The organism is Dyadobacter sp. 3J3 (assembly GCF_009801115.1).
Classification (GTDB): domain Bacteria; phylum Bacteroidota; class Bacteroidia; order Cytophagales; family Spirosomataceae; genus Dyadobacter.
Genome location: NZ_VTOL01000006.1, coordinates 305,898 through 323,642, shown reverse-complemented (window position 1 = coordinate 323,642; position 17,745 = coordinate 305,898). Strand labels below are relative to the sequence as shown.

Annotated in this window: 18 protein-coding genes; 17 read left to right on the top strand and 1 reads right to left on the bottom strand. The window is 42.4% G+C overall.

Features of this window, described 5'->3' with window-relative positions:
* Nucleotides 1-75: 75 nt before the first annotated feature.
* From FZF08_RS15310 to FZF08_RS15230, 17 genes are all read left to right on the top strand, one after another.
* Complete coding sequence (locus tag FZF08_RS15310) at nucleotides 76-2,562, top strand: ATP-dependent Clp protease ATP-binding subunit (RefSeq protein WP_159470217.1); 2,487 nt, start codon at nucleotides 76-78, stop codon at nucleotides 2,560-2,562.
* Between the two features lie 10 nt (nucleotides 2,563-2,572).
* Nucleotides 2,573-3,553 (top strand): hypothetical protein, encoded by a 981-nt coding sequence (locus FZF08_RS15305; RefSeq protein WP_159470215.1) that lies wholly within the window; start codon nucleotides 2,573-2,575, stop codon nucleotides 3,551-3,553.
* Nucleotides 3,554-3,594: 41 nt separating this feature from the next.
* The gene (locus tag FZF08_RS15300; RefSeq protein WP_159470213.1) at nucleotides 3,595-4,440 is read left to right on the top strand and encodes a hypothetical protein; all 846 of its coding nucleotides are present in this window, start codon (nucleotides 3,595-3,597) and stop codon (nucleotides 4,438-4,440) included.
* A 45-nt stretch (nucleotides 4,441-4,485) separates the two neighbouring features.
* A complete protein-coding gene (locus FZF08_RS15295; RefSeq protein WP_159470211.1) occupies nucleotides 4,486-5,400 on the top strand; it encodes a hypothetical protein in 915 nt (304 codons plus the stop codon).
* Nucleotides 5,397-6,005, top strand: a complete 609-nt coding sequence (locus FZF08_RS15290) for a hypothetical protein (RefSeq protein ID WP_159470209.1) — start codon at nucleotides 5,397-5,399, stop codon at nucleotides 6,003-6,005. Before FZF08_RS15295 ends, FZF08_RS15290 begins: the two co-directional genes overlap by 4 nt.
* A gap of 69 nt (nucleotides 6,006-6,074) precedes the next feature.
* On the top strand, nucleotides 6,075-7,217 hold the full coding sequence (locus tag FZF08_RS15285) for a hypothetical protein (RefSeq protein WP_159470207.1): 1,143 nt from the start codon (nucleotides 6,075-6,077) through the stop codon (nucleotides 7,215-7,217).
* A gap of 81 nt (nucleotides 7,218-7,298) precedes the next feature.
* The gene (locus tag FZF08_RS15280) at nucleotides 7,299-8,417 is read left to right on the top strand and encodes a hypothetical protein (protein ID WP_159470205.1); all 1,119 of its coding nucleotides are present in this window, start codon (nucleotides 7,299-7,301) and stop codon (nucleotides 8,415-8,417) included.
* Between the two features lie 18 nt (nucleotides 8,418-8,435).
* Nucleotides 8,436-9,722 carry an OmpA family protein gene (locus FZF08_RS31775; protein WP_229216546.1) on the top strand — a complete coding sequence of 429 codons (1,287 nt, stop codon included), beginning with the start codon at nucleotides 8,436-8,438 and terminating at the stop codon, nucleotides 9,720-9,722.
* A gap of 4 nt (nucleotides 9,723-9,726) precedes the next feature.
* Complete coding sequence (locus tag FZF08_RS15270) at nucleotides 9,727-10,761, top strand: hypothetical protein (RefSeq protein ID WP_159470203.1); 1,035 nt, start codon at nucleotides 9,727-9,729, stop codon at nucleotides 10,759-10,761.
* A 57-nt stretch (nucleotides 10,762-10,818) separates the two neighbouring features.
* Nucleotides 10,819-11,121 (top strand): PAAR domain-containing protein, encoded by a 303-nt coding sequence (locus FZF08_RS15265; protein ID WP_159470201.1) that lies wholly within the window; start codon nucleotides 10,819-10,821, stop codon nucleotides 11,119-11,121.
* A gap of 36 nt (nucleotides 11,122-11,157) precedes the next feature.
* Nucleotides 11,158-11,607: a hypothetical protein gene (locus FZF08_RS15260; protein WP_159470199.1), complete on the top strand. Its 450-nt coding sequence runs from the start codon at nucleotides 11,158-11,160 to the stop codon at nucleotides 11,605-11,607.
* Between the two features lie 64 nt (nucleotides 11,608-11,671).
* The gene (locus tag FZF08_RS15255) at nucleotides 11,672-13,042 is read left to right on the top strand and encodes a DUF5458 family protein (RefSeq protein WP_200837097.1); all 1,371 of its coding nucleotides are present in this window, start codon (nucleotides 11,672-11,674) and stop codon (nucleotides 13,040-13,042) included.
* A 32-nt stretch (nucleotides 13,043-13,074) separates the two neighbouring features.
* A complete protein-coding gene (gene tssD / locus FZF08_RS15250) occupies nucleotides 13,075-13,482 on the top strand; it encodes a type VI secretion system tube protein TssD (RefSeq protein ID WP_159470197.1) in 408 nt (135 codons plus the stop codon).
* Nucleotides 13,483-13,485: 3 nt separating this feature from the next.
* Complete coding sequence (gene tssD / locus FZF08_RS15245) at nucleotides 13,486-13,986, top strand: type VI secretion system tube protein TssD (RefSeq protein ID WP_159470194.1); 501 nt, start codon at nucleotides 13,486-13,488, stop codon at nucleotides 13,984-13,986.
* A complete protein-coding gene (locus FZF08_RS15240) occupies nucleotides 13,987-15,828 on the top strand; it encodes a type VI secretion system Vgr family protein (RefSeq protein ID WP_159470192.1) in 1,842 nt (613 codons plus the stop codon).
* Between the two features lie 48 nt (nucleotides 15,829-15,876).
* On the top strand, nucleotides 15,877-16,293 hold the full coding sequence (gene tssD, locus FZF08_RS15235) for a type VI secretion system tube protein TssD (RefSeq protein WP_159470190.1): 417 nt from the start codon (nucleotides 15,877-15,879) through the stop codon (nucleotides 16,291-16,293).
* Between the two features lie 138 nt (nucleotides 16,294-16,431).
* A complete protein-coding gene (locus FZF08_RS15230) occupies nucleotides 16,432-16,956 on the top strand; it encodes a T6SS effector amidase Tae4 family protein (protein WP_159470188.1) in 525 nt (174 codons plus the stop codon).
* A 5-nt stretch (nucleotides 16,957-16,961) separates the two neighbouring features.
* Here the strand turns inward: FZF08_RS15230 and FZF08_RS15225 are convergent, their stop codons facing one another.
* Nucleotides 16,962-17,729 (bottom strand): TssN family type VI secretion system protein, encoded by a 768-nt coding sequence (locus FZF08_RS15225; RefSeq protein WP_159470186.1) that lies wholly within the window; start codon nucleotides 17,727-17,729, stop codon nucleotides 16,962-16,964.
* Nucleotides 17,730-17,745: the final 16 nt, after the last annotated feature.

Here is a 17,745-nt window from a genome sequence, read left to right as displayed (position 1 = left end):
TCATCTGAAAAAGGTAATGCATTGTGGCCTTGCCACGGAATGAACAAAAACGTTTACGATTTTAATGATCAATTCATGCAAACCGAAGCACTTAAATACGCCATTACCGTTGCGCAATCGCTTGCCCGCGAATACCGGCAAGAGCGTTTTGGACCTGCTCATCTTTTAATGGGAGTCCTGCATAATGACGCTGGCTTTGCCTCTGAGCTCGTCATGGCACAAAAAGATGTGGCATACCTACGGGATTGGGCAGAAGTAAGATTAGAAGAAAGTCCGAAATCTGTAAAAGTACCTGAATCGCCACAACCGGATTCCCTGGCAATTTCTTGTCTGGAACTTGCAGAGTTAATTTCTTTGCAATTGAACCGGGATACGGATCCGCTTTGTGCGCTTGCGGCACTTTTAAAACCAGGCGTAGGTTTTTCCGCTGATCAGCTCAAATCGCTTCCGCTTACACAAAAAGAAGTTTTGGCCATGAGCCAGCAAACCACTGGCAATCAAACCAATAATGATACAGAAGAACAAAAACCATCAGCAAACAATCAAACTAATACACCAAAACCCGCATCCGGTTTTCTTGAAAAATATACTTCCGACAAAACCAAAAGAGCAGCCGAAGGCAAAATAGATTCTGTAATTGGCCGCGACCGGGAAATCAGACAAATGGCTGAGATCTTGGGAAGAAGAAGTAAACCAAACGTGATTTTGATTGGCGAGCCAGGTGTGGGAAAATCTGCCTTGGTAGAAGGTTTCGCACAACTCATTAGCCAGAAAAAAGTACCGCTGTTACTGCAAAATGCCCGTTTAATTGAACTTGATACAGGTGCACTTGTTGCGGGAGCATCTTATAAAGGTGAAATCGAAGAGCGGCTGAAAGGAATTTTGAACGAGTTAAAAAGTCTGGATAAAGCGATTTTATTTATTGATGAAATACACATTCTTCTTGATGCAAAAGGTTCGGTAGGCGCCGGCGTTGCACAGCTTCTAAAACCTGAACTTGCTCGTGGCGAATTGACATTAATAGGCGCTACAACACCTGAGGAATATCGAAAATATATTGAAAAAGACGAAGCATTCAGCAGACGGTTTGAAGTATTGCAAGTCGAGGAACCGGATGAAGCTACGGCCATTCGTATGATAGAACATATCATTCCTGTTTACGAGGCGCATCATGGTTTGAAGCTGGAAAAAGGAACAATTAATGAAGCTGTAAAACTTTCCAAAAGGTATATCAAAGAAAGACGGTTGCCTGACGTTGCGCTGGATCTGCTTGACAGAACGATGGCGGCGATGAGGCTGATGGATGAAGTTTCTGAAAACGAACTGACCGTTCTTCAGACAGAACTTGATGCTTTAATGGCCATTGATGAAGCCGAAAGAGTTCATGAATTGCGTTGGTTTTTAAGGCAGCTACCCAATCGCCTCAGTCCACTTTTGGTTGGTCAGCTTGACCAGCAGGATGAAGAACTTGATACTGCTGAAAGTATTTACACGCATCTCACAACCAAACTTTCAGCTTTACAGCAACTGGCATCCAGACATTCCCAAAGTGTTGGCAAACAGGAAATTGCTGCGGTGATAGCACATAAAACCGGAATCCCGCTTGGCAAACTTCAAAGCTCTGAAAGAGATAAGTTGCTGGGAATAAATGAGGTATTGAAGAAAAGAGTCGTGGGTCAGGATAAGGCCGTCAAGGCTTTGAGCGAAGCTATATTGGAATCACGATCAGGATTAATTAAGGCCGGACAGCCGATTGGATCTTTCTTTCTTTTAGGTCCGACGGGAACAGGAAAAACAGAAATTGCAAAAGCACTTGCTGATTTTCTTTTCAACGACGAATCATTTCTGATACGTTTTGATATGTCTGAATTTAAGGAAGAGCATTCAGCAGCTTTGCTTTATGGCGCACCTCCGGGTTATGTTGGATACGAAGAAGGCGGACTTCTCGTGAATAAAATTCGACAAAAACCTTACTCTGTGGTACTGTTTGATGAAATTGAAAAGGCTCATCCGTCGGTTTTCGATTTGTTTTTACAGATTCTGGATGAAGGGAAATTGCACGACCGGCTTGGAAAAGAAGGTGATTTTTCGAATGCAGTAATTCTGTTCACATCCAACATTGGGCAGGAGAAAATAGTAGAGCAGTTTAATCAGGGAAGTTTGCCTAAATCATCCGATCTGATGGATATCATGGCAAAACATTTCCGACCTGAATTTCTGGCTCGACTTACTGAAATTGTTCCGTTCGTGCCAATTTCGCAAGAAAACGTTGTGAAAATATTTGACATCCATCTAAAAAGTCTGACCGATCTGATGGAAAAACAGGGAATTACCCTGCGAATGACCGACGAAGCAAGAAAACATATTGCCATGCAAGGATTTACGCCGCGTTATGGAGTTCGTCCATTGAAAGGTGTGATCCGGAATATTTTAAGAAGACCTATCAGCCGAATGATAATTTCCGGTGATGTTGGCAAAGGATCCGTGATTATCCTGGATCTGGACAGCAGCGGTGAGGTAATATGGAAAACAGAAGAAAACGCAGTTACGCAGGAAGCTTAAATTTAAGATCATGGCAAAATGGGATTACAAGTTTGACTACGAAAATATTTTTGAAAATCCGGACACAGAGGATGAAATATATTTTGCCACAAACGGAAGACCCATTTGTGCATTGCGGCTCTACAATTTTGTGACTGACAGTGATAAGTTAATTGAAAATCACAAGGTTGGAATTTATAAATACATTTTCACGCCTTTGAGATCACAGACGGATTACTGGATTAATCTTGTCGGTTATGCGAGTAAAATTGGTGATCGAGGATACAATTCAGATTTGTCTCTGAGAAGATGTGCTCAGGTGCAAAACGAAATTTTGACGGGTAAGAACAAGCTCTATGTAGCTGAATTCCGCAGGAAAGTTGCACGGGGATCAGATGCAAGCACAGATGCGGCAAACGATGATTACGGATACTGGCGTTCGGTGAAGATCTATGCCCACAAAGGCGCTCCGCCGCCTCCAAATCCACAACCAAAACCTGTTCAACCGGCATTTGTTGATCAAAAATTTCAAATACAATTGATGGGTGGACAGTCGATATCATTATTTAAAATGCTGGGAAGGGATAATTATACTTTTAAAATAAAGAATGTCGAAACAAACGAAACAGCATGTTTTTTGTACACCGGCACTTCTATTTCAGTGGGTGGCCCCGGCTCACCCGTATCGTGGAGCGGCTCTGGTCCATGGGCAGGCTTTACAATATCGACCAGGTTTAAAATGTCCCTGGATGATTTTAACGATCTGACCGTTTCACTGGCACAACAACCCGGCGTAACCATGGGACAGGATTCTGTAATGGGTAAATTTATCCTGGATTTTAATAGAAATGACAACAAACGGCTGGTTATTCGGGAGGTGATAATAAATCCATCTTCGGTAACAATTTCATCTGACTCAGGATATGGTATCTCCACTGCTATAAGCGCCAGCAGTGGCCGTTTGAGAAAAATCGAATGTCCAAGAGATCCGTCTGCACCGGATTGGGCTTAGTTCAAAATGGAAAATAGTATGTTCACTTTTAAAGAAAACGTATGAACATTCATCTTTTTATAAAAGGCAGAAAATGGGATTCATGCCTATTGCCTATTGACGAGAATGCACACGAATTAATTCTTCAGTTCAGGATCCATTTAGTGCGTATCGAACCCGGAAGTCGTTTTTACACATCCGAAACACAAGCTTACGGAGATGGTATTGTTCATGATTTATATGGCAACTATCGCCTCAATTCCTGGACGGATCTGGAATGGGAAACTTATAAAAGAGACTTTGTAAATGTCGTGAGAAGGCATTGGAGCGACAGATTTATCCTGGACCCAAATAAGCCATGGTACAGACCCAGAGCTGCAATTGCGATTACTCCGGCAAATATCGTTTGCAGCCTGTCAATCCAGCTGGTTGAAACAGCCGCACAGGCACATCAGACGTACCGTATAATACACCCGCGTAAAACAGATTTCAGATCTTATGTGGACGAAAATAACCGTTCAGGCATATTCACACATCTGGATCTCGAATCACACTGGAATGACAGAGATACAAAAATAGGACGCTTAAAACACAGTTTGAGTTTTCTACAAACCACTGTTAACCACGAATTTGGACACACATTAGGTCTTGGTCATGTCAATGGTGCAGGAAACAATGATTCGAATTACGGACTTACGTTAGAACAGCGCGAAAATCAAATGGGCATGGGTGGATTTTTAACAGCCAGTCACGCAAAACCCTGGATAAGCCGCTTGAAATCACATCTGGTCAATCAAAATCACTATGACACAACGGTTCATTTCAAAGGCCGGGTTGCGACAATGCAGCTTATTGAATATTGGGACAACGACTGGCAGCCACCTACAACAGCAAACAAGACCACGTAAGAAGCACCGATTTTAAATAACAGAACAAGCATAACATATTAAGCCATGCACTATCACATCGTCATAAAGGCAGATAATTGGGATTCAGTTTTGTTACCACTGGATGATAATACGCTGGCACTATCAATTCAGGTGCGTGTCTTTTTACAAAAAATAGAACCTTCTGAAAGACGTGAGTTTGGAAAGCTTAGTTGTGATGGAAATGGAAATGTTAAGGATCTAGAAACCGGAAATAAATATCTTCTAGATCCCTGGAGTCAGACCGAGTGGCAGAAATTCCCGAATGAATTTAAAACGATAGTAACGCGGTATTGGGACAACCAGTTTGATTTGATCCCAAATAAACCTTGGTACAAGTCGCCCAAGGGACTTACGGCGGCCAAGATTAATTGTGGATTAGCAGTCGACATAGTAAATCCGGCGCCCCAAAATGCGCATGCAAAGTTTATGGTTTTTAATACAAAAAAGATACCGAAACTGATCAGGAGCCATACCCAAATTGGCGTAAAACCGCAGGTTGGATTTATCAATAAAGATGACACGAAGCTGGAATGGCTAAACTGGCTTCCTCACATTTACAGGAAAGAGCACATTCTTACAAAGATCAATGGTCAGTCACATGCAGTAGATTACTTGCATAACACACTTGCCCACGAATTTGGCCACGTCTTGGGATTGGAACATGTGAGCGGAAATACAAACAAGACAACGTCTTACGGCGAAGAAAATATATACGATGCAGACTCAATGATGGGAATGGGAATAGCCATGAGAGAAAAGTTTTCCGATCCCTGGATTAAGCGTCTTGATCGCCATTTAGTCAGACAAAATTCGGACGACGCAAAAGTAAAATTTTCAGGAAAAGTCAAAACTCCACAGTTGCTTGGCTTTTGGGATAACGGGGAAGTGAAACATGTCGGGAATGACAACTGGATATTTAAAAGGATGTTTGGCCAATGAAAGCTGACAGATTACTTATTTGTGACATGGGTTTTGCCGGAAACAATCAGTTCGACGCAGCGGAAAGCATCTATTTTGCTGCCAGTTCGGATAGTACAGAAGGAATTCTGCAAACGGCTTCAAGTATTATTTCGCGAAAAAAAATAGCCAATGTGTTTTTGATCGTACACGGAGTATCTGTGGTCAGTATCGAAAGCTACGAAGGACGTTCAAGGGAAGGCGGATATTCACTTCCTGACAAAGTTGGTGGTTTTGGCTTACATCTTGGTGCCGATATTATTACAGTCACCAATGATTTCCTGTTTAGAAAATGGGCTAATCTGGGAGTCAAAAATATTGTCTTTCTATCCTGTTCGGCAGCAAACAGCGATCCTAAAAAAGTAGGAGGATGGGGTGATGGAAAATTGATGCTGCAAAACATTGCCAACGCAGTAGGTGCAACTGTATATTCATCTGATGCCACCCAGTACCTTGACGGAGATTGGGAGGGAGAAATGTTCAGGTTTCGCCCACACTCCACAAGCAGGGGAAGCCGGGTATTGAGGCCTTATCCGGCGATATTAAATAGGACTTTTGCCAGTTACACGGAGAGTATTGCAGAATAAATAATGAGTTGGTCAGGATTTGACATTCAAATCAGGGAAATGAATATTGCACTTTAAAAATAAAATCAAATGCAAAGGCTATACAGTTTTCTTGCAATTTTAACACTGTTTCTGGTAAGTGCCTGCAACCTATTCTCGCCGGTGGATCCGCTGCCACCAGTCGTATCCGCGGTTAGTGTCATCCAGGTTGTGACTTCCGGCGCTACCGTAAGCGGGACTGTTCAGGATCCGGACGGAAAAAACAGTCGCCAGGATAAAAAGAGCGGACAAATTACCGAGTATGGATTTGTGTACGCAACACAGGACAAACCTGTTCTCGAAGGCGGAACTTCGTTGAAAGTGGGAAATGCTGTTACTTCGACGCCTTTCCAGTTTCAGGGACAGATCACCGGCTTGAACGTTGCGACTACTTATTTTGTAAGAACTTATGCCAAAAATGAAGGAGGCGGAGTCTCGTATGGAGAAGTAGTAAGTTTCAAAACGGGAACCTACACCACTCCCATAATTCAGATTGGAGAAATTACTGATATCACAAAATCATCAGCCAATGTTGGTGTATCATTTTTTGATAGACTGGGCACGGAAACTATCAGTTCATTTGGCGTATGTTATTCTTCTTCAAATAACTTACCTACAACATTAGACAGTAAAATAGAAATTGGCAGCAAAACTTCCGGAGGAAGTTATACTGCTACAATGACGGGTTTGTCCGTTGGCCTGACGTATTACGCACGGGCTTATGCAATTTACACCGGTGGAATTACTTATAGTGGGGTTCTTACTTTCACTTTGGGCGAACCAACCGCTTTTTTACCAAAAAAATCATTTACTATGAATTACTCGAATCCCTACGATCTGGATTTGGGTGAGCTGGTTTCACAAGTTGGTGCGGAAGATCTTACCTGGTATCCATATAACGATAAGGCTGGAATTTATCCAAAAAATGGGGCCAAGTTCGCGGTTTTGGGACAGCTCAATTTTGATAACGTAAAATACAGTGACATTACAAAAGCTGTTTTAACCACTGACTTCATTAACGGAAGTTACACAGACGCTAATGCCAATAAGTTGCCCAACAGAACCGTAATCGCCTACATTACCAATCAGGGCAGATATGGAAAAATGTACATTGACGCGCATGGTCAGGATCGGGTAAATGCAACCTCGACGGGCGGCGATATGCAGGTGACAATCCTTACTTACACTAAATGATTTCGACCATTGACATTTCCTCAGAAGATTTATCCAGGGAAAAACGATGACAATCTGGTTGTCTTTTCAACTTTACACTAAATGAAAAAGCTCGGTTTACATACTATCCTTTTGGTGCTGCTTGCGGGTTCGGTTTATGCTCAGGACCGGATCTGGCTTGACAATGGAAATCCAGTTCAGGCAAAATTGAGCCGTGCGCTGGATGGCAAATTGGAATGGGTGGCATCAGACGGAGTATTACGAATATATAACCGTAAACGCTTTCTGGTTGTATTTGCAGAGAATGGGCAATTCATCGTCGTTACTGAATTAAATGAAAATACTTCGAAAGCACAGGCGCAGATCGAGGCTTTTTACAAAACCCCGCCGAGAAATGTGAGCCAGGATATTATCATCAAAAGTATACCGCTGACTGTCCTGAGCGGAACGATTTCCTATGAAAGCGGCGAAGTGATCAATTACATTTCTGCGGAGGGAAAAGCAGCCAGTATTAACAAGGAAGAAGTGGCGGCGGTAATTTATAAAGATGGCCGCCATGAGATAGTTAGAGACGTTGTTGACGTCGCCCCATTATTAGGACTTGTGCATAAAGAAATTGAAAAGAAAGAATCAGAGCTTAAAAAAGTAAAACCCGATAAACCTGTTGCCGCAGTAAAAGAAAAAGCGTCGGCTGCGATCAAGGAAAAAGAAAAACCCGTTTTGACAGATTTGGAATATAAAGAATATAGTCAGAAGGGAATCCGGAGAGTGGACGAATTCAATTCATATCTGCGGATTATCGGAGATAAAAGTCGTAAGTCTGACGAGAAAAATAAGGCCGTTTTGCAGGCTTTAAGCCTTTTTGAACCGCAGGCAACGGTGGCAGTAAGTTCTTCCAGCGGAGTCAGGAAATATCCCGTAAAGGATTATTTGAACAGGTTGAAACTTCTTCCTTACAGCAAAATCAATATCACCTGGAACGAAGTAAAATACGTCAGTGAGCTCAAACAGGAAGCAGATGGCAATTATTACGGAATCATTTCCGGACAGCAGGTTTTCGAGGGTTATTCAGCCAATGGAAAAGTAGCTTACGGAGATATTACAAAGAAGAATGTCCGGGTAAAACTGGAATCATACCAGAAAACAGTTGATGGCAGAGATACGCTGCGATGGGAAGTTTTACTGGGAAATATCGGCGTGGAAACATCATCAAATCAATAAGCTAAGAACTTGCCAGCAGTGAAACTATTCATCTATTTTCTCAGCATTACTTCGCTTTATGCCCAATGCGGGTTTCTGGAAGGCACGGTGACGGATGTAAGCGGTTCAAAGCCGCTTGTGGCTACCGTATTTTCCAAAAGCGAACAGGGTAAAACAAGAATGGGCAAAACCAGCGAAAAAGGTATGTTCCGGTTCGAAATTCCTTGTGAGCTCTCAGCTCTGGTCATTGAATCGAAAGGTTATCAGTCGGTTACAGTGCCAGTTTATATTGACTCAAAAAATGATGTTACCTTTTTTGTACCACTTAAACTTTTACCCATTGGTAAGCAAACGAAGGACGAGCCATATGCGCAGTCAGAACAAACACATTTGGTATTAAAAGGCAGCACGACGAGCGTACCAAAAATCATTAGGCGCATCTTAGTGGAAGATGCAATTTCCAAAGAAATATTACCTGCAAACATTTGTCTTTACTACACGCACAAACAAGCCAGGGAATGCTTCGATCTGACAAAATCCGATCCTGGAATTGAAATAGCATTTCCGGAAAATGATATTGTGGCGATGGAAGTCAAATCTCCGGGGTATCAATCCTACAATGGAAACTTAATCCTGGATCAAGCACAGGATAGTACGCGGACATACACGTTAAAACTCAACCGGCAGCACACGATTTTGTCTGTAAATATTGCCAATCCACATGGCGGATTACATGCCAGGTTAAGAGAAGGAAACGGCGAAAATATCGAAATGGAAAGGGTAAACAACGGACATTTTTATACAGAGGCCACGGCTGGCAGGATTTATAAACTGGAACTGACTGGTCAAAACCGCAACATAGAACTTGCAACGGCTATGGCTTCTCTGAAAGAAGGAATTACGTTAAAATCTTTACGTTTGCCAGCCAAAGACAGCCTAAAATCAGAAAGTCGAACAGCGGAAGCTTTTTATACAGTTGAAAACAGGACGCTTTATTTTCCTCAAAGCGACTATAAACTGCCCTCAGATTCCAAAAATTATCTCGATTCACTGGCCGAATGGATTTCCGCAAACAAAGATAAATCATTATCTATCAATGGATACACTGACAATGTAGGTAATGCATCGCTCAATCTTACACTTTCAGAATACAGGGTACGGGTTATTACCCGATATCTGGTGAATAAGGGCGTAGATGAAAACCGGATAAAAGCGCAGGGACTGGGAAGCAAATTCCCGGTAGCGCCAAACGATACAGAGAAAAACAGACGAAAAAACAGACGGGTTGAAGTTCAAATCATTGATTTACAAGAAAGAACCTATTGAAATTATGACACGATTTATATCCGTTTCGGCAAACCGAAAATTACTCGCCCTTTTGATGCTTGTGTTAGGATTTTTTTATACAAAAACATCCGTGGCGCAAACGTTGAGCCGCAAAGATGCGGATGAAATCCGAGTGTTGGCAAGGGAAAAGATAAAAGCTTTCAACGATCTTCTTAACGCAATTTCCAACGATGATCTGAGCAACTACGAGCGCAAATACATGATCATGAACAGCTATATGCCAAGTAATGACCAGATATTTTTCAACGACGGTGTTGTCGTGGAAGATGATGTGGATCCGAAACATACCAGCAGTTCTCCTGAGCTGGATACACCGATAGAAAAATATCTGAGCAACTTCGATCTGTTTTATACCAAATCAGAAACCAACTCGATTGAGTTTTCCAACATTGTGGTGTCCGATGCTAAAATAAATAAATACGCTTATGTAAAAGTATTTTATACCCAGCAGTTTAAAGGAAAAAACAGCAACACCAAAGATCCTTACCAACCGGTTTCACGGGTTGCCGAACTTCGGGCGGACAAAGGGACTTCCGGCAGCTGGATTATATACCTGACCAGCATTTCCTTTAATTCAGCAGCGAACGCAATCGCTACACCTACAACGCCAGTTGCATCTGCCACTTATGAATCTGCAAAGAAAAACGGAACGCAACCCGAAGTAACTGAAAGCAAACCAACCGATATGAAACCACCGGTTTCGGCAGCTCAGCAGGAGAAAAAACCATTGGAAAAATTTGCAGACCAGCTCAGTAAAACCAATCAGGCGCAGCTGAGTCACGACCGAAAAATTGCCTCTATAAAACTCGGTGTTGGTATCGCAGCTTTTGCTTTTGGAGCGGTCACCTTTGCGATGCTCAACAAGGATTTCAAGGACTACAAAAGCAAGATAGCCAATCCGGAAGGACTGACAAGTTATGCAAAACCGGGAATCTATATTTCAATCGGTTCGGCGGCGGTTGGTCTTGGCGTGACGGCAACTTCTCTACTTGATTTCAAGAAATTGAAGAAGAAATAGAAGCAAAGTTTAACATTAAATAACATCACTTTTTCCAACAACTTAACTGAATAAAAAATGGGACAACCAGCAGCAAGAGTCGGAGACATGCATGTATGTCCGATGGTCACACCAGGCCTTCCTCCTATCCCGCATGTAGGCGGCCCTATCCTCCCGCCGGGTGCCCCCATGGTGCTGATCGGAGGAATGCCGGCAGCAGCTATGGGTGATATGTGCGTTTGCGTAGGACCTCCGGACACGATCGTGATAGGTTCTACGAGTGTACTTATTTCGGGTAAACCGGCGGCAAGAATGGGCGATATGACTGCTCACGGCGGAAGTATTTTGGCTGGCTGCCCCACAGTTTTAATTGGCGGCTGAAAACAGAAGAGATTTTTCATTTAAACAAATAAAACCATGTTCAACTACGGAATTGGCGGCAACGAACGCAAAATTGACCAGGCAAGCGAGGGGATCGCGGATATTCCCCAAAACCGGACACTTTTCGCTACAAAGTTAACCGGAGATCCGGCGGTAAGACCGGAAATGGTTTATGATTTAAAAACAACAGACGAAGTTTTTGCGCACTACCAGCCAGAGGCCGAAGCAGAGTTTATCACAGCAGAGGGAAGTTTCATCATCGAGCCACTTCGCTTTCGCAATCTGGGTGATTTCGGAAAGAAAGGCATCGTGGCACAAAGTGCGTTTTTACAAGATCTTGATGCACGCGCCGAAGCATACCAACAGGTTGTCCGCCACTTGAAAGTAAACAAAATCCTGAAAGCTGCATTGGAAAAACCGGAAGCCAAGGCTGCACTGTTAGGCGTTTTCCAAACACTGATCAATGAGTTGGAAGCTGCTGATTAAAAGGACATTCATCTTATTATTTAACTGGTAAAAAAGTATTCAAAGGTTCAAATGATCTAGTCATATGCCAACTGAAAAAACATTAAATGAAGAGCAAGGTTCAGCGGGTTTCCGCGAACATGCTGCGATACCTTTGGAAAAAGGACTGCCTCTTTTAGCAAAATATGGAAGCTACGATCTGGTGGAAACCATCATCGAAGGCGCCGGAAATATTAATCCAGAGAAAAAGGCCAGAAAAAAGATTTTTCTTACCGAGGCGGACAAGAAAAAAGAACGTCAGCAACTTAAAAAGCGCCTTGAACTCTGGAGCGAACTTCTTGGAAGCTCGGAAAGTATTTCCGAAATGATTGAAAAAGGACAAAATCAAGCAGATGCAGCTTCCGAGCTTTTAAAGGAAAATCTTGGAAAAGCTGTCGAATTGATCCGGCCACTGGAACAATCCTATCGTTCAGTCTCGACTTTTTTCAAAAATACCGAACAGGAAAAAGTTAAAAATGTAACTTTTTTAAATGCTGATCCTGAACAAATTAAAGATCTGGATGTGACCACATTTGCCGATGCCGTCGGAGAAGAACTTGCTGCAAAATTTGACCGGCTTGATCTGCGTGAAAACTATTCGATCCTGAATGTTCCAGGTTATCTGGGTTCAGGTAAGGTAGTTGATAAATGGGCAAAAATGGCGCATAAAAACAAGGTAATGCTCGTGACAGATTTTGAACATCTCGACGCACCGGAAGATGTTATGGAGCTTTTTGAAGCAGCAAACCTGACAGGCGGTTCAACGCATTTATCCAATGTAATGATGACCTGCAACTGGCTGGTTGGCAGAGCAAAACATGCCGATCTGGATGAGCAGGATGATCTTTATATTCCGCCTTCCACTGCCTTGGCCGGTAATGTATACAAGACTTTAATGTCGCAGGTGGCTGCCGGAAAAAAACATGGAACGCTAAATGAGGTGGATGGTGTACGTTTTCCGCTTAAAAAATCGGAGATCGCTGATCTTGAAAAAATGGGTTTGATACCGATGGTAAATGAATACAACAAAGTAATGGCGTTTTCTGCCAAGACACTTTTCAACGGAGATAATGTCGGGCTTCAAACCTATTCTGTCGTTCGCGTTTTTGATTATATCACAAAAGTACTGATCGACTTTTTGAATCGCCGGGCGTTTGAGAATTTCGATTATAATACTAAAAACGATCTCAAAAAACAGATTATTAAATTTCTGGACAGCGTAACCGGACCTGGAAAACTGATCGAAAAGTTTAGCGTGATGCGTTTTGAGCAGGACAAAAATCAAAAAGACAAGGTATATCTGGACATTCATATGATTCCTTATTTCCCGGCCAAAAACTTTATGATCGCACTGACCGGACAAAAAGGAGATGATCTGGACGCAACCGCATGGGCTGCTGAATATGCACAGCAGTAAGATGATACTCATTTAAAAGAATTCGATTTAAGATGGCTTTCAGTTCCACTTTGACCGTCGACGGCGACCACGAATATACTGTGATGTACATGCGATTTGAACTTCATCAAACCGTGGATGACGCGATGTCGGTCACCTCGCCTATTCAATGGGCTCATTTGTATGTTGAAGTGGAAATGGTTCTGGATGACTTTCTGGTGGAATGGGCAAGCAAGCCGTCTCAAAAATACGATTTGAGTATCGAACAGTTTGGCGAACACGGCTCTTTTAAAACGCTGAGTTTCAAAGATGCTGTTTGCATCGAATTTGTTGAAATGTTTGATGACGGGTCCGACGATCTGGACATTGCACTCACAAAACGTCTGGAAAATTTCATTACCTGCCTGACAATCACCGCATCCAATGTGGAAGTTGACGAAGCCAAACTGGAAAATTTTTAAAGGATGGCAAAACAAGATGCAACCATAGGCGTAGAAGCGCATGTGACAATTGACGGAAAGGAATTTTCGGCTCAAAAGATTTCATACGGCTGTAACCGGAACGCTGACGAACGCGGAAGCCCGACTGATGCGCCCAAGGCACGTCTGATCCGTATGACAGTCGGCCCCAAACAGAACGACGATCTCGCATTGCTTTATGATTGGGCATTCAAAAATGACCGGAAACTTAGCGGTCGTATTGAATTTAAATACCAGGATGATTCACAGCTGTTACGAAAAATAGAATTTGAAGATGCCTATTGTGTCGGATTCCGGGAATCATTTCTGTCTAAAAGATCGACGATCCGGGATTATAGAATTGCCCATGTGCCAGACACGAAAGGTTATCTGCCCCAACATAGGGGAAAGGATTATTTTCTGAATGACAGCAGTACATCGCTGGCTTATGAATTGGTTCTGTTGCCGGCAACAGTAAAAATTGGAAACATAGAAATCAAAAGCTAAATGGCACGACAGGTTAATACTTCCATAGAAATTGAAGGAGGAATCCAGATCAAACGTCATTTGGGACTCTCAATTGAACAGGATCTGTTCGAACATCATCACTTTGAGCTTTTGGTACCATTTGATCAGCTCGAAAAACAGGGAGAGCATTTTTTCAACCAGTCGCACCGAAACGTGATGGGTAAAAAAATTACTTTTTCTTTTAGTCCGAGGCTCGATCAGGAATCTTTTGATTTCACCTTCCAGGGGATAGTCACAGAAATTCGTTTGCGAAGTCTTAGTGATATGAGCAGCGCATTTGTGCTCAAAGGATTCAGTCCGACTATTGTTTTGGAAGATACCGTGCAACGCAGATCTTTTTTGAGAGGAACAGTTCAGGACATTTTTAACAATGTTTTGCAGCCGTACCCGCAGAATTTGCTCAAAAAACAATTAAATCCGGAAAATGGCGGACGTCAGGTACCTTTTATTCAATACAATGAAAGCAATTTCAGGTTTCTAAGCCGGGTCGCCGACCGGTGTTGTGAGTGGTTTTATTATAATGGAAAGGAACTGGTTTTGGGTCATGGAAATGATTCCATCGAGGTTGATTTTCTTGTTGATGGCCTGCAAAATTTTGATGTCGCGCTGCTTTTGCATCCGTCAAAATTTAATTACCAAAGTTATAATTATACCAAAGCCGAAACTTTTACGGGACAATCTTCCCGGCAAAATGTAAGCGGACTGACATCGCTCAGTAAGTTTGCACTGGAACAATCCGATAATCTTTTTGCCCAAAATGCATTGTTGGAAGTACCTGAAATTGTATCCGGACAAAGTGAGATTGACGAATTGACGAAAATGGAACGGTCGGCCAGGGTTACTTCAATGGTCGATTTTCGAGGTACAGGAGAACTTCCAACCATGAGCGTTGGTACTGTTTTAGCCGTGAAAGGCCAGCGATTGAATGAACGCGGAGAAAAATATGAGGAGAATTTTGGTAAGTACCGCGTGGTACATATCCGCCATGAGGTAAATACAGCGGGAAGTTATCAGAATTCTTTCAAAGCCGTTCCCGAATCTGCCCAGCATCCTCCAAATAATCCTAATGTGCATAATCCATTGGGAGAAAACGAGCAGGCGGAAGTTATTGCCAATGATGACAAAGAAAAGCTTGGCCGCGTCCGGGTAAAATTCATGTGGGGACAGGCCAAACAGCAGGATCAGGAATCGATCTGGATTCGCGTTGGGAGTATGCATAACGCACAGGCAAAAGGGATCAATTTTGTACCGGAAGTCGGAGCGATGGTGATGATTGGCTATGAGGGAAATCTGGCTGAAAAACCTTTTGTAGTCACCACACTTTACCCTAAGTCAGAGGACGATACGCATTATACAAACGACAATAATGATATGAAAGTAATTGGTACACGGTCAGGTAACGCGATAATTTTCTCTGATAAGGACGGTGACGCCCAATTGCAGATTTCCAACATAAACAATAAGGGAACAAATATGATTTTCAGCTTTAAGAACGATGGAAAAATTCATCTTGAAGTAGAAAACGGGCTCATTGAAATCAAATCAAAAGACCTGACAATAGAGGCCACTAATAATATCTCAATTAAAGCCGATCAAAAACTTGAATTGCAGGGAAATGAAATTTCTATCAAAGCAACCCAGGAACTAAAAGCAGAAAGTACGGCAGGTGCCGAAATCAAGGCGGGCTCAGAACTCAAACTGGAAGGAACTGCCTCGGCAAAACTCAAAGGTGCTCAGGTTAGCATTGAGGCTGATGCCATGGCCGAAGTCAAAAGTAACGGTCCGGCCGTTTTCAAAGGAATGCCGGTTATGCTAAATTAAACATACTTATATCCAAATAAATTTTCCACTTTTAAACACTTTTCAATTATGCCAGCTTCAAGTTTTGACGCGTATTTTACCTGGGATGGCGGTCCATCCGGTGACGGAATCGCAGTTATTTCATGTAATTATTCACTTTCACAATCCATAGACGACAAAGGCCGCGTATCTTCAAAAGTATATGGCGGAACTGTATTTATCCAGGTCGATTCATCCAGTGCTGATGATAGTAAGGGACTTTGGGAATGGATGGTGGATCCGGACGGAAAAAAGGCTTCTGCCAAAATCACTTTCAAAAATGTAGATGAAGAACAAACCCAAAAGGAGCTCGAACTTAAGGATGTTTACTGTGTCCAGTATAGTGAAAGTTTTGCAGAAACGGGTTCTATGCCTATGACAACCAGTTTGACTTTGTCTTCAAAAGAGATCAAATTATTTGGCACACCACACACCAACCGGTGGTAAAAAGTTAAGATATCCAGGAAAAAAGGGCGCCTCTTTAAGCAATTGTTTAGATTGGAAGTTTTACCTACGGTCTAAAAGAGGCGCCCTCTATCTTGCCAGATCCAAGGTTTTTATTGAATAACTCAAATCTGAAAAATTATGATTTTTTGTGATTTCCAGACACTTCTTAACAACCATCCTTATCACACGATTCAGTATGAAGGAATGGGGGGACAAATTGAAAAGTATATTGACACGAAGGTGGAGACCTGCACCATTGAGCTTAGCTATGCCATGAACCGTTCTGGTTTGAATATTCCGGATGATCTGCCTTACTCTCCCATCGTTGCCGGCGGAAGAGTGCGCAGTATGAAGGATGACAAAGGAGATAATTATATTTATAGTGTAGTGGATATGAAAGCGTATCTGGATAAAACCTATCCCGTAAGTGAAAATTACCGCGCAGGAAGCCGGGCAGGATTTGTGAAACAACTTGGATCAAGAAAAGGAATTCTCGCTTTAGGTTATCGGCACATTTCTATTTGGAATGGTAAGAACTACGTGCATGAATCAGATTTTTTTGACTTATGGAGCGGCTTGCACGCCCACAGCACAGCAGTAAGAGGAATTTTCTTTTGGGAAATTGCTTCTTTGTCCGGCATATTCGATGATGCACTTGCATAGCAGCATTATTCCCGGATAGCCACGATGGTTTCATTATCAACAACGCCGTTTGCCTGAAAAGTAAGATCCGAATCCATATAAACACGTTTTTTATACCAGGGTGATTTTTTGTAAAAAAGCCATCCATAAGAAGTTCCTTCGGGTGTCAGGAATTCGACGGGACTAGCCGAATTCCGGTCGTTGTAATCATTAAGAAAAATAAAAAACAATTCTCCGAAAAGCATAGCATTAGGAGCTTTGGCCCGGAAATTTGTGAAGGCCGTTTCGTCTGCCTTTTTGGTGAATTCAAACTGAATCACCAAAACTCTGGAAAGATCCAGAAGATCCATATCTGGCAACGGCTGCCCGATGGGATAATACCATTTTTTATATTCTCTCAAAGGTATTGTCAGATAGGTTTGATAAACCTTTGCGACAAAAACCGGAAACAAAAAACCAATCAGAGCGGTGGCCATGCCAATTCCCCTGATAAGTGCGTCACTGATCTTATGATAAAGAAAAGTAATCGCCAAAGCAGCCAAAATACTCAACAGCAGCGTAAAACCCAGTGCTTTAATAGAGCAGTTCAGGAAAAGTGTGCTGAACCATTGGGATAATAAATAAATATGAAGCACACCCAATATCAGAAACGCCAGCATAGCAGATGGATAAGCAACCCGGTAATCAGTAATAAAAAAAGCAAATGAACCGACACTTACCAACAGCAGAATTACAATAAAAGCATATAAAAGCTGAAGACGTTGTGAGGAAGTTTTAGGCAAAGGCAATTTCATAAGTAACGCTGGTTGA

Bases quoted from the DNA above. Each gene is read 5' to 3' on its own strand.
- FZF08_RS15285 (WP_159470207.1), top strand. From the start codon at position 6,075: ATGCAAAGGCTATACAGTTTTCTTGCAATTTTAACACTGTTTCTGGTA.
- tssD (WP_159470190.1), top strand. From the start codon at position 15,877: ATGCCAGCTTCAAGTTTTGACGCGTATTTTACCTGGGATGGCGGTCCA.
- FZF08_RS15305 (WP_159470215.1), top strand. From the start codon at position 2,573: ATGGCAAAATGGGATTACAAGTTTGACTACGAAAATATTTTTGAAAAT.
- FZF08_RS15240 (WP_159470192.1), top strand. From the start codon at position 13,987: ATGGCACGACAGGTTAATACTTCCATAGAAATTGAAGGAGGAATCCAG.
- FZF08_RS15265 (WP_159470201.1), top strand. From the start codon at position 10,819: ATGGGACAACCAGCAGCAAGAGTCGGAGACATGCATGTATGTCCGATG.
- FZF08_RS15310 (WP_159470217.1), top strand. From the start codon at position 76: ATGCAAACCGAAGCACTTAAATACGCCATTACCGTTGCGCAATCGCTT.
- FZF08_RS15295 (WP_159470211.1), top strand. From the start codon at position 4,486: ATGCACTATCACATCGTCATAAAGGCAGATAATTGGGATTCAGTTTTG.
- tssD (WP_159470197.1), top strand. From the start codon at position 13,075: ATGGCTTTCAGTTCCACTTTGACCGTCGACGGCGACCACGAATATACT.
- FZF08_RS15225 (WP_159470186.1), bottom strand. From the start codon at position 17,729: ATGAAATTGCCTTTGCCTAAAACTTCCTCACAACGTCTTCAGCTTTTA.
- FZF08_RS15290 (WP_159470209.1), top strand. From the start codon at position 5,397: ATGAAAGCTGACAGATTACTTATTTGTGACATGGGTTTTGCCGGAAAC.
- FZF08_RS15230 (WP_159470188.1), top strand. From the start codon at position 16,432: ATGATTTTTTGTGATTTCCAGACACTTCTTAACAACCATCCTTATCAC.
- FZF08_RS15255 (WP_200837097.1), top strand. From the start codon at position 11,672: ATGCCAACTGAAAAAACATTAAATGAAGAGCAAGGTTCAGCGGGTTTC.
- FZF08_RS15280 (WP_159470205.1), top strand. From the start codon at position 7,299: ATGAAAAAGCTCGGTTTACATACTATCCTTTTGGTGCTGCTTGCGGGT.
- FZF08_RS15300 (WP_159470213.1), top strand. From the start codon at position 3,595: ATGAACATTCATCTTTTTATAAAAGGCAGAAAATGGGATTCATGCCTA.
- tssD (WP_159470194.1), top strand. From the start codon at position 13,486: ATGGCAAAACAAGATGCAACCATAGGCGTAGAAGCGCATGTGACAATT.
- FZF08_RS15260 (WP_159470199.1), top strand. From the start codon at position 11,158: ATGTTCAACTACGGAATTGGCGGCAACGAACGCAAAATTGACCAGGCA.
- FZF08_RS15270 (WP_159470203.1), top strand. From the start codon at position 9,727: ATGACACGATTTATATCCGTTTCGGCAAACCGAAAATTACTCGCCCTT.